This window comes from Pirellulales bacterium, from assembly GCA_035546535.1.
Classification (GTDB): domain Bacteria; phylum Planctomycetota; class Planctomycetia; order Pirellulales; family JACPPG01; genus JACPPG01.
Map to the genome: position 1 here is coordinate 110982 of DASZWQ010000185.1, position 11488 is coordinate 122469.

An 11488-nucleotide genomic window follows, 5' to 3' on the forward strand; every position below is an offset into this window, starting at 1 on the left:
TTTCCCAGCGATGCATCGGCTACTTGGGCTCGGCCACGACGTGCAACGTGCCGTCGCTACCGGCGCACAACAGCCGCTCATGCCACAAGACCGGACCCAGCGCCAGCGGCTGTCCGAGCGCCGTCTGCGAAAGCACATTGCCGCTGTCTGGCGCCAAACGATAGATCGTGCCCGAACTCGCGCAGGCCACGATGGCGCCGCGCGAAACAAGTGGGCTGCCAACGATGATGTTTTCCGGACCGAGCGCGGCCTGCCACAACAGCTTGCCCGTGGCATCGGCACAGGCGAGCTGCCCCGACATCGAGGCGACGAGCACCTGGTCCCCCACGCGCTGCGGTCCCCACACGGCGCGCGCATCGAGCGGCCAGTCATCGCCCGGTTTCAGATCGGGCAAGCGAAACGACAGCAAGCGATTGCCGGCATCGACCGCATATGCGAAATCTCCGGCCACGGCGGCCGCGGTCACGAGCGGCGTCGCCAGGTCGAGCGTCGCGGCGGCTTCCAAGTGCGCGCGCGGCGCGTCGGCCGTCGCCAACCGGTAAAGCTTCGTTTGTCCATCGGAGATCAACACTTGTTTGTCGCCGTAGACCGTCGGATCGGTCCAGGCGATGTCGCGTCCGACCTCGACCACGGGTTGAAAGGGCTCGATCAACTGCCGTCCCGTGTCGGGATCGATCAGCGCAACCTGGCCGATCTTGGTGGGCACGAGCAATCCGCCGGCGTAGCTGACAGGTCTGGCGGCGGCCGGCTGGGGCAATTTCGCGCGGCGCAGCTTGTTGTCGGCGGACTTTGGATCGTAGATCAGGAGCTCCGCGATTCCCGCCGTGGCATTTGCCCGTCGCGGCGAGAATACACAGCGGCCGTCGTCGAGCTCGACAAGCTGTTGATCCGTCGCGAGCGAGATCTTCTCGCCACTACCGGCCACGGGCGCATCCATCAGCTTGCGGCTGGCCATGCCGGCGGCAGGCACTTCGAACAAAGCGCCCGCCGAGGTCATGGCAATGGCCTTGCTGGCTTCCGCCGCCACGATCGGCGGCCCGGCGAGCGGTACGCCCAGGCGCGTCTCCCAGAAACGACTCCCGTCGGTGCCGTTGATGGCGTTGGCCACCGCGCCGGGAGAGCTCGATCCGCGCGTTGCATAGACCAAGGCCGCTCCCATCACCAAAGGTGCGTGCAGGACGACGGACTGGTCATCGTTGATCCATTTCGGTGCCAGCGCCCCGCGCGAGGCCTGGACGTCGTAGCGCGTGACACCATAGCCACCCAGCCATAGCTCGGCGCCGCGCGCCGCCAGAAACGGCACAATCGGTTCCTTATCGTCGGCCGGCTTCTCGGCCAGCTTGGTGAGGATGCGACCGCTGTCGGGCGGACCCAGCTCGAAGGAATACAGCGCGCCACGATCCGTGCCCACCAAGAGCGCCCGACCGCTGACGACGGGGGGCGAAAACACGTGGCCTCGTAGCGGCGCTTGTTCGACAGCTTTGATGTGCAGGCCGTCTTCGTCGGCCAACAAGATGCGCAGCGCCGAATCCTCGGCGCCGCGGTTTACGACCAGGATCAGGTAACGTTCCACGAGCACAGGGGGCGCGGCGATGCTTTCCGGCTCATGCCCAAGATAGAAGACCTCACGGCATTCGCCCCCGTCGGCGCCCAACACGTAGAGGTTCGCTTGCTCGGCCACCTGGTAGTACAGGCGTTCGCGCAAATCCACGACGGGTGGCACGCGCAGCGGCTGCGGTATCTGCACAAAGCCGCTCAGTTGACCGGTTTCCAGATTGATGAACCGCAGCTTGCCCGAATGCGAGCCGATGAGCACGCGGTCTCGGACGACTTTGGGAGACGCGGCAGGCGCGTCGTCGATCGGCTGCCGCCAGCGAAGCTTACCGGTCGTTGCATCGATGAGCACGACCGATTGCTGCACGGCATCGAATAATAGCGCCGCGCGGCCGGCAGACGTTTTGACGACTTGCGGAACGAAGTCGGTGTCGTAACCGACAAAGCGGCGCCAGCGCGGCCGTCCGGTACGTGCGTCGAGCCCGTAGGCCGAGCCCGAGTCGAGGACCGGCGCCAGGTCGCCGTCTTCGAGCGGCGCGGGCTTGCCCGTCGTCGCCGTCAGCGCGACCGAGGCGAGCGTCGCTGGGGTGGCATCGGTAGTTTCGGCGGCGCGATCTTCGGCGACGAATTTCACGGCCGCGCGTTCGTTCTCGGCGGCCGCGACCATCTCTTCCATCAACTTCGGCGTATCAGCCAGCTCGGGATATGTTTGCAGCAGTTTGTGGCGAATGGCGTAGACGTCGAGCAGCTTTCCGGACTGTGCGGCGGCACGCATTTCGGACACGGCGGCGTCGAGCGATTTGTCGCGCTCGAGGTTGCGGGTCGTTAGCGCCAGCGACGCCGAAATCTCGCGCAATTGTTCCGTCGGCTGCAGCGTTACGGGCACGAACTTGTCGACCAGCGCGACCGCCTCCTTGGCTTGCGCGACGAGCTCGGCCGAAGGCTTTTCGCGCGCTTGCGCCGCCAGCCCCGCGGCGATCGCGGGCAGGATCGACGCCAGGTCGGCCTGGGCCGTGGGAAATTCGAGTTCGGGCGAAATCTGATTCAGCGTCGTTTTGGCCGTATCCAGCACTTTCGTCCAGTCGCGGGTGCTTTCCGATGCAGCGCGCATTTCGCACAGACCGCGATGCACTCGCGCGGTGCTCGCCGAGCCGTGCTTGGGATACTTCAGCAGGTACTGGTCGAAAGCGCCGATGGCCGTGGAATAGGAGCCTGACTTATAGGCTTCTTCGGCCACGTCGAAGGCCTGGTCGCCCGTCTGCCGGCGCGTGACGAAGAGCAATACGGCGCCCAGGATCAGTAACCCGATCAACGAGCCTCCGCCGATCAACAGCAGCGGCGAATCCCAAACATTCCGCGGGCCGCGCGGGACCGGTGCCCGGTTGCGGCGCCCTTCGGCGGCCGCGACCAGCGACTCGCTCCCCTTGCCGCCGCCCAACAAATCATCGACCTGGTTGGCCAATTCAGGGGCGGCGGGCGCCACTTCGTTGCGCCACATGCGGCGCTTGCGCTTGGCCGGTTTGCCGGGGGCCAACGGATCGGGCGACTTGCCCGAAGCCGGCGATCCCTGCTTCCCGGGTTTCCGCAGCGGGGACGACAAGAGCGGATCGTCGTCCAGCGGCGCCAATCCCAGGTCGTCGTTGTCCGCGGCACGCGTCTCCTTCTGACTGATGCTCGGCGGCGGGGCAGGCTTTGCCGGGGCTGGAGCGGGCGACTTGCGCGCGGGTGGAGGAGGTGGTGGTAGCAGGTCGTCGTCGTCGGGAAGCACCTCGAGGTCGTCGGGCACCCGCTTCTCGACCGTCAGGTTGCCACGAGTTACCTGATCGTCGTCATCGAGAACTTCCAACTCGTCGTCCGGTTCGACCTCGATCGTGGCGTGATGTGGCCGCGCCGCAGGCGCGCCCAATAACCGCTCGCCCTGGGCCTTGGTGAGGTGCCCAGCTTCGATAAGCTGTCGCACGATCGACGGTGCGTCGAGCCTTGCGCCCGCAGCGGCTACCTGGCGCCGCAGGGCTGTTAGCACGTCGTCGGCGATCAGGCCGCTGCGTCCCAGGGTTTCGAGCAACGATTCGCTGGTCATTATTCAGATCGATGATCGGATCGACGGCGCCGTCGCGCGGGCGATTACTGCTACGCGATGGCTCTGTGGAAATGCCGGGAACTGTTCCGAAAGCCCAGCAGGTCTGGCAGGCGGGTCACGCTGAAACGAGCCGAAAACACGCCTGGTTCCAGCCTACCAACTGACCCCCCATCAAACAAACAAAGGAAGGTGGGGTTTGGCGGGAAAGAACGACTTCGCCAGGCTCGTAAATCCAGCTGCGGCAAAGGGTCGCCTGCCCGACCCCGTTCACGCAAGGCCCGCGATTCAATAATACGTCTGATCCATGACGTAGAAGGCAAACCCGTTTCCCTCGGGCTTCACGCCGAACCGAGTGCGGCGGATATCCTTGGCCGGGCGATTCTTGAATTGCCGTTCCAGAGTGGTCAGTTGCGTCTCGATGGCTGGTGGCAGGAACTTGAAGATCATGCGTCCCGTCGGATTGGGGATGCCCGCGGCCCGCAACAGCTCCTGGTCGGCCTGGTCCAAATCGCCGCGGCTCCAGGTCATGTATTTGCGGCTCTCGGCGGAACGGGGGCCGGTGCGCGTCGCCGGCTTGGGTTGCGTGAGCTTGTAGATGTACGTGATGTCGTTGGCCGAGCCAAAGACGCCCAGCTCGATACCGAAAAAGTCGAGTTGCTTCGCATAAGTTTCCACCGTATTGCCCGGCGGGAAGCGGACCTCCCAGTCGGTACGTCGGGCGACGCCACCGCCGAAGCCGCCGCCTCGCCCCAGCGCCGGGTGATTGCCGGTCCCTTCCGAGCGGCCACCGGTGCGCACGCCCTCGCCGCGGGCGAATTGCATATCGAAACGGTCGAGTGCTCCATCAGCGGAAGCCGATGCATCGACCACGGCCGAAAGCGTGTCGGTCGGCGCTTCTTCCATGATGTCGCTTTCCGCGGCGATGTCACTTTCGGTGGGGGCCTCGATGTGCTGCCCCTCGGTTCCGACGCCATTTTCGTAGCCGCCGCCGCTGGCGAGCTCTTCCATCTTTACCGGCACGGCCTTCTCGAAACGAAAGATGCCGCTCGACAGCCAGCCAACGAGCAGGCACAGTACCGCCGCCCCGACCAGCACCAACAGCGCGATGATCATGCTGGCCACGCGATCGTACGCCGACACCGTCAGCGACGAGGCGGCGACGTGCACCTCTTTGCGCGGCTTGCGTAGGCGTTCGGTCGTGGCCGGCGACATCAACTAATCGTCCAGGTTGGCGTTCGGTCGAATTGACAAGAACCAGTTGCGCCATTTCCGCACGGCGCTCGCGCGACGGGCGGGCGTGATGCTTTCGTTCTCGCTCGGATCACTGATCGTGCGGCTCATGAATTTCAGCGCCTCTTCGGCCGCGATGAACACGTCATCATCCGGGTCCCGCAAAGCCGCGATGATGATCGGCACGCTGTCGATATCGCGAGCAATGCCCAGCGTATGAATCGCGGCCGCCCGTGCGCCCGGGGAATCGCCGTCGGCCAGAGCGCGCAGTTTCGTGGCCAGCTTGCCGAGTTCGGCCGGCGGCGCCTTTTCGACCTTTTCGTCCAGCCCTTCCACGGCGCGCAAATAATCGGGATGGCCTGGATCATCGATCGCCGCCAGCAACTGCTCGGCCGGTCCCGACAAGGGCTTGGGACGCACTTGCCCCATGCGCAGCTCGACATCGTTCCCTTCGGGAAGTCCGCGACCGGTGATCAGTGTTCCCGGCCCTAGGTGATGGGCCTTTTCGATACTCTTCTTGCTGGAGCGCAGCAGAAAGAGCATGGCGAAGGCGGTATCGGTCGGTTCGCCGGTCTGGCCGGTCCAGCCGCCATTCGCACCTTGGTTCTTCTCCAGCAAGTAGACGCCGTCGTCGTACCAATGGCTCGGCTGAAAAGGGCTCGTGGCCGAAAGCTCGCGGAAGCTCTGGTAGCGCTCGAAGGCGTACATGAAATAGTGCTGATATTGCAGGGGATCGATCTTGTAGTTGTCGCGCATCCAGGCGTCCCCCGCGTCGAGCGCCTGGCCCAGCCGCGCCAGATCGACCCGCGTGGCCACGGCCTTGGGCGCCTGCTGGGTCGGGGGCTTGCGAACGCGCTGAAGCGCCGCCGGCAGGCCGGCATTCGGATCGTAGACGCCGCGGCGGTATTGGAATCGGTCCGCACAGATATACAGGCTACCCAGTCCGGCGCTGACCATGCTGTGGCGAATCTCGTTCTGCTGCACCAGTTTGTTCATGGTGCCTGGATCATTACCCTGATAACCCCAGGCGCCGGTGGGATCCTGCGTGCGGAGCAACCAGTTGGCGACTTTTTCCCAGGCTTCGAGCGGGACTTTGAATCCGGCATGCTCGGCCTCCCACATAGCCAGTACGCCATATTGCGTCATCGAGGTATCGCCGGTATCCCGATTCGGATAGCCCCAGGCTCCCATCCGTTTTTGAAGGGACAGGAGATGGTCGAGGTAACCCTGGATCTCGGCCTTGTAAGCGACGGGATCGAGTTCCACGAGAAAAATCACGCACAGCCCGATGGTGTAGACGTCCTGCGCTTGCAGGGCGCCCTTGTCGCCCAGGATTTTGCGGACCGAGGCGAGGGCGTTTTGGACGACGGAATTACTTGGTCCCACGTCGGCCTTCAGGATCGTGAGTGCCGCGAGCGCCTCGGCGCCGAGACGCGGGTCCTTCGTCGTCTCCAGAACCTTCACTCCCTTGGCGACCAGCTCCTGCACCTTGGGAGACTTGGGCGTGAAATCGGCCCGAGCGCGTTGCGGCGCTGTCCCCGTGGCCATGATGAGTGCCACCACGACCGGCGTGAAGCGATAGTCGAATCTTGGCCGCGCGCGCGGCACGGCCGCCGGAAACGCTTGCCGAAAGAATATGCAAGCGAGCCCCGCGACGTTGCTCGCCATCGGTTTACACACCACGAGCCTCTCGTGCGTAAAAGCGGCCGGCGTAGGGCCACGTCCCTTTGCGCTGAACTGCCACGGAGAAAATCACAAAAGAGAATGCTGCCGCCTTTTCGATCCTAGCCCCCGTCGAAGACGAGTGTCAAGAAACCGGGGCGTTGGCGCACGGCTGGCGACCGGTTTTTGCGGCGCGACGAAGCCATGCGCGGGGAAAATCACGTTTTTTGCCGGCCGAAGCAAAGCAGGCACATATCGTCGCTTTGCGAGTGCTGGCCGACGAACGTTTTCACATCCGCCAGCAGCAGTGCGCCCAATTGCTGCACTCCCTTGGCCGGAGCCGCCAGGCGCTCGCGGAGCCGGGAGAGACCGTAGAGCTCGTTTTTGGCGTTCATTGCCTCGCTGAAGCCATCGGTGAACAAGGTCAGCGATTCGCCCGGCTTCAAAGTGAGCGAGAACTGGTCGTATCGGTACTCATGATCCACGCCGATCGGTACGCCCGCGGCATCAGCGCCGACCTCTTCGATTTTGCCGTCGGCGGTGCGCAGGTACGGCGCCATGTGGCCGCCGTTGACCAGCCACACCTGGTTCTTTTCCGGATCGAGCACAGCCACCACGATCGTGACAAAGCGGTCTTCCCAACCGCTGGCGCTGAATGCGGCATTCAAGCGACTGAGGGCAGCCGCAGGCGTCTCTTCGCTGGCCAGGCAATAGCGGGCCTCGCTCGACAATTTGGCGGTCAGTAGCGCGGCCGAAATGCCTTTACCCGATACGTCGGCCAGGATCAGGGCCAGCCGGCCGCCGGGAAGGTGTACGTAGTCGAAGTAATCGCCGCCCACCTGGTTGGCCGGCTCGTAGAAATCGAAGAAATCATAACCGTCAACGCGCGGCGGCGAGCTAGGCAGGAAGCCTTGCTGCACCTTGTGCGCCAGCTGCAGATCGTATTCCAACTGCTGCTGACGCATGGCCGCTTCGTGCAGCTGGGCGTTTTCCAGGGAAAAGGCTGCCTGGCTGGCCACGCTCGCCAGCACTTCCAAGTCGTCGGTCTGAAAGCGGCTGCGCTGATCGAGCGTATCGATCTGAATCGCGCCCAAGGCGCGTCCCGTGCTGTCGACCAACGGCGCGCACATCATCGAGCGAATGCGAAACTCGGTGATGCTCTGGCTGGAATCGAAGCGCTCGTCGCTGGCCGCGTCGGCCGAGAGAATGGCCTCTTTGCTTTGCATCACCTGGCTGACGATCGTACGGCTGATGCGGATCGTTTCTTCATCTCCGGCACGGCGGTGCTTTACGGCCTTGGGAATGAGCGGTCCGTTCTCACGATCCTGCAGCACGATAAACCCGCGGTCAGCCTGCAAGAACACCTTGAACAGGCTATCGAGGACTTTTGGCAGCACCTGGTCGACCGAGATGGCCGAGCCCAGGTTGTTGTTGATCTCGATCAGCGCCTTGAGCTTGGCCTCGGCATTGACCGAGAAACGTTGCGACTCGCGCGCCTTGGCCATCTCGAGCTTGGTCATCACGGTCGAGCCCGACGTGCCGGCGTCGTCCACGACCTCGGCCACGGCCGGATCGACACCCCCGGGGGGACCTGGGCGCTGGCCGCGATGGAACGTGAATAGAAGATCGCAAATCTTGATGCGGTCGTTGTCTTCGAGCCGCTGCCGATCGCGAATCTGCTGCCCGTTGACGAACGTGCCGTTGCGGCTTTTCAAGTCTTCGACGTAGAAGTCGGATTCAATCTGCAGAATCTGGGCGTGCTGCCGGCTGACGGCGCCCACGTCGAGCACAATGTCGCAATCGGGGTGACGGCCAAGAATCGCCCGGTCCCCTTCGAGGGGAAACTGCAGGCCGGGTGTCATCCCCTTGAGGACTTGTAGTGAGGCCATGGTGGGCAAGCGGCCAGAGGCGACAAGTGGTCCCGTGTCCGGTCGACGCGTTGCACCATCGAGCGCACAAATCGGCCGGAATCATTCCCCATCGGGACAGTTGTCCGCGATTCTACGGCTCGCCCGCCGGGGGCGTCAACGGGCCGGAAATTCCGCGTCGTTGGCGACATGCGATGCCAGCAATGCGAAACGCTGCAGGTCATTCTGTCGCTTGACGATCGCGCGGCACGCGGTGAGACTGGCCCGGAAATCGACGTCGATCCCGCCGATCGCCGCGGCCCGGTGAGGACGTAGCCACTTCTCTGGATACCAAGATGCCCAAGATCGGTGTCGGCCTTGTCGGCAGCCAATTTATCACCACGCAGCACTATGAAGCGCTAAGGCAAGTGCCTGACGCCGAGGTGCTGGCGGTCGCGTCGCCGACGATCGAACACGTCCGCACGTTCGCCGAGAAGCGCGGCATCCCGCGCTGGTTCGTCGACTATCGCGAGATGTACGAGCGGCCCGAGATCCAACTGGTGGTGCTAGGGCTGCCGAATTATTTGCATTGCGACGCCGTGGTGGCGGCGGCCCAGGCCGGCAAGCACGTGGTGCTGGAAAAGCCGATGGCCATGAACCTGGCCGAATGCGACCAGATGATCGAGGCCTGCCGTCGGGCGAACGTCAAGCTGATGTACGCCGAAGAGCTGTGCTTTGCGCCCAAGTACACGCGGCTCAAGCAACTGGTTGATTCGGGCGCGCTTGGCAAGCCGCACCTGGTCAAGCAGATGGAAAAGCACAGCGGCCCGCACGCCGCCTGGTTTTACGATACGAAGCACAGCGGCGGCGGCGTGGCGCTCGACATGGGCTGTCATGCCGTGGAATTTTTTCGTTGGCTGCTCTCCGGCCCCGACTGCGCGAACCGCCCGCGCGCCACGAGTGTCTACGCACAGATGGGCACCTACCTGCACGGCGACAAGACGCGCGCCGACGACGAATCGTTGATCATCGTCGAATTCGACAACGGCTGCGTCGGCATGGCTGAAGAAAGCTGGGCCAAGCTGGGCGGCATGGACGACCGCGCCGAGGTGTATGGCTCGCAGGGACACGCCTATGCCGACTTGCTGCGTGGCAACTCGATTCACACTTATTCCGAACGCGGCTACGACTATGCTGTCGAAAAGGCCAGCCAGACTTCGGGCTGGAGTTTCACGATCTACGAAGAAAACTGGAATTACGGCTTCCCGCAAGAGATGGCCCACTTCGTCGAGTGTGTGCGCGACGACAAGCAACCGATCGTCACCGGCGAGGATGGTCGGGCGACGCTGGAAATCATCATGGCGGCGTACGCCTCGGCCGGCACGGGAAAGAAAATCTCGTTGCCGTTCAAGACAGACGCGAAGCGGCCGATCGATTTGTGGCGGAAGTAGGCAGATCTCGTAGGGTGTGCCGCGCACACCATTCTGTCGCTGCTCCATGAGGCAGATGAGAGCCGTGCTGAATCATTGGTGCCCATAGGGCACCCTAGAAGAAGCTCGCGCCTCGAAAACCTTGATGCAACTCGCCGACGTCATTCCCTGGGGTCGATCGCTCGATGAATATCGGGCGATGTTCGACCTGTCGGACACGGATCTCTCGCGGCGGATTCTTGGGTGTGGCGATGGGCCGGCCAGCTTCAATGCCGAAGGGACAGCGCTGGGTCACGCTGTCACATCGTGCGATCCCATCTATGCCTTCACCGGACCGCAGATCGAAGCACGCGTGTACGAGTGCTACCCGGCAATGATCGCGCAAGTCAAACAGCAGCCGGACCGCTTTCGCTGGGACTTTTTTCGCGATCCTGACCACCTGGTGGAATACCGCCTGGCGGCCATGAGCCGGTTTCTGGCGGATTATGAAAGTGGCGAGGCCGAAGGCCGGTACGTGGCTGCGGCGCTACCGCGGTTGCCGTTTGCCGATCGTGCCTTCGAAATCGCGCTCTCGTCGCATTTTCTGTTCCTGTACTCCTCGCACTTTGATGCCGATTTTCATCGCCGGTCGATCGTGGAGATGCTGCGAGTCGCAGGCGAGGTGCGAGTCTTTCCCCTCTTGGATCTGAATGGTCGCGCAAGCGCACACGTTCAGACGGTGACCGACTATCTCGTTGCACGCGGCTACCAGGTCGAGATCTGCCGGGTGGCCTACGAATTCCAGCGCGGCGGGCATGAGATGCTGCGGCTGGGCCGTCGCTAAGTCGCGTTCTCAAGCCGTCAGCGGTTTACGGCGAAGAAATCGGCTTGATGTCTGATTTCCGGACCGGTTTTGACTGATCCGAGCGTCGCGGGCGGCGCCGGCCCCTAGGCGAATCCACGTCGAAGCGCCATAATGCGGGGCTACAGCCGCAGGCCCGAGCGATGCCGGGGGCCGCCTTCTCGCACCCGCGCTCTCGTTCGCGCCGCGGAACGCCCACGCGACCGTTCGCCGCCGTGTCTACAGAGTCAACCGGAGGTGCCGCATGCGAGACAAGTTGCAATACGAGGGGATCACGTTCGACGACGTCTTGCTGGAGCCGCGCTTTAGCGAAGTCATTCCCGGCGAATGCGACGTCTCGACCCGGCTCACGCGGCGCATCAAGCTCAACATCCCCTTGCTCTCCTCGCCGATGGACACGGTCACCGAAAGTGACATGGCCATCGCCCTGGCCCAAGAGGGCGGGCTGGGGGTCATTCACAAGAACATGTCGATCGACGACCAGACCAAGGAAGTCGACAAGGTCAAGCGCAGCGCCAACGGCATCATCTTCGACCCCGTTACGCTTCCTCCCGATGCTACCGTCGGCAAAGCGCGCGAGATCATGGCCCAGCATAACGTGTCGGGCTTGCCGATCACCGAGCCTTCGGGCCGGCTGGCGGGCATTCTGACGCGGCGCGATCTGCGGTTTCTCGAAGCTAGCGACATCCGCATCGCGGAAGTGATGACGCGTGAGCACCTCGTGACGGCCACGGGAAATGTATCGCTTGAGGAAGCTGAAAAGATCCTGATGGCAAATAAGGTCGAGAAACTTCTGCTGGTTGACGAAAATAACAGACTGACCGGGCTGATTACGATCAAAGAT

General features: G+C 63.4%; 7 protein-coding genes. 3 read left to right on the top strand and 4 right to left on the bottom strand.

Annotated elements, in window-relative coordinates:
- Positions 1-19: 19 nt before the first annotated feature.
- The 4 genes from VHD36_21855 to VHD36_21870 all read right to left on the bottom strand — a co-directional run bounded on the left by VHD36_21855 (position 20) and on the right by VHD36_21870 (position 8415).
- Positions 20-3634, bottom strand: a complete 3615-nt coding sequence (locus VHD36_21855) for a PQQ-binding-like beta-propeller repeat protein (protein HVU89992.1) — start codon at positions 3632-3634, stop codon at positions 20-22.
- Between the two features lie 285 nt (positions 3635-3919).
- A complete protein-coding gene (locus VHD36_21860) occupies positions 3920-4846 on the bottom strand; it encodes a hypothetical protein (protein HVU89993.1) in 927 nt (308 codons plus the stop codon).
- Positions 4847-4849: 3 nt separating this feature from the next.
- A complete protein-coding gene (locus VHD36_21865) occupies positions 4850-6532 on the bottom strand; it encodes a hypothetical protein (protein HVU89994.1) in 1683 nt (560 codons plus the stop codon).
- Positions 6533-6744: 212 nt separating this feature from the next.
- Positions 6745-8415, bottom strand: a complete 1671-nt coding sequence (locus VHD36_21870) for a SpoIIE family protein phosphatase (GenBank protein ID HVU89995.1) — start codon at positions 8413-8415, stop codon at positions 6745-6747.
- A 314-nt stretch (positions 8416-8729) separates the two neighbouring features.
- Here VHD36_21870 and VHD36_21875 point away from each other — a divergent pair, with 314 nt between their 5' ends.
- The 3 genes from VHD36_21875 to VHD36_21885 form a co-directional block, all read left to right on the top strand.
- Positions 8730-9824, top strand: a complete 1095-nt coding sequence (locus VHD36_21875; protein ID HVU89996.1) for a Gfo/Idh/MocA family oxidoreductase — start codon at positions 8730-8732, stop codon at positions 9822-9824.
- Between the two features lie 124 nt (positions 9825-9948).
- The gene (locus VHD36_21880; protein ID HVU89997.1) at positions 9949-10626 is read left to right on the top strand and encodes a hypothetical protein; all 678 of its coding nucleotides are present in this window, start codon (positions 9949-9951) and stop codon (positions 10624-10626) included.
- A 262-nt stretch (positions 10627-10888) separates the two neighbouring features.
- On the top strand, positions 10889-11488 hold a 600-nt coding region (locus VHD36_21885; protein ID HVU89998.1), incomplete at its 3' end, for an IMP dehydrogenase.

Bases quoted from the DNA above. Each gene is read 5' to 3' on its own strand.
- VHD36_21880 (HVU89997.1), top strand. From the start codon at position 9,949: ATGCAACTCGCCGACGTCATTCCCTGGGGTCGATCGCTCGATGAATAT.
- VHD36_21875 (HVU89996.1), top strand. From the start codon at position 8,730: ATGCCCAAGATCGGTGTCGGCCTTGTCGGCAGCCAATTTATCACCACG.
- VHD36_21855 (HVU89992.1), bottom strand. From the start codon at position 3,634: ATGACCAGCGAATCGTTGCTCGAAACCCTGGGACGCAGCGGCCTGATC.
- VHD36_21865 (HVU89994.1), bottom strand. From the start codon at position 6,532: ATGGCGAGCAACGTCGCGGGGCTCGCTTGCATATTCTTTCGGCAAGCG.
- VHD36_21860 (HVU89993.1), bottom strand. From the start codon at position 4,846: ATGTCGCCGGCCACGACCGAACGCCTACGCAAGCCGCGCAAAGAGGTG.
- VHD36_21870 (HVU89995.1), bottom strand. From the start codon at position 8,415: ATGGCCTCACTACAAGTCCTCAAGGGGATGACACCCGGCCTGCAGTTT.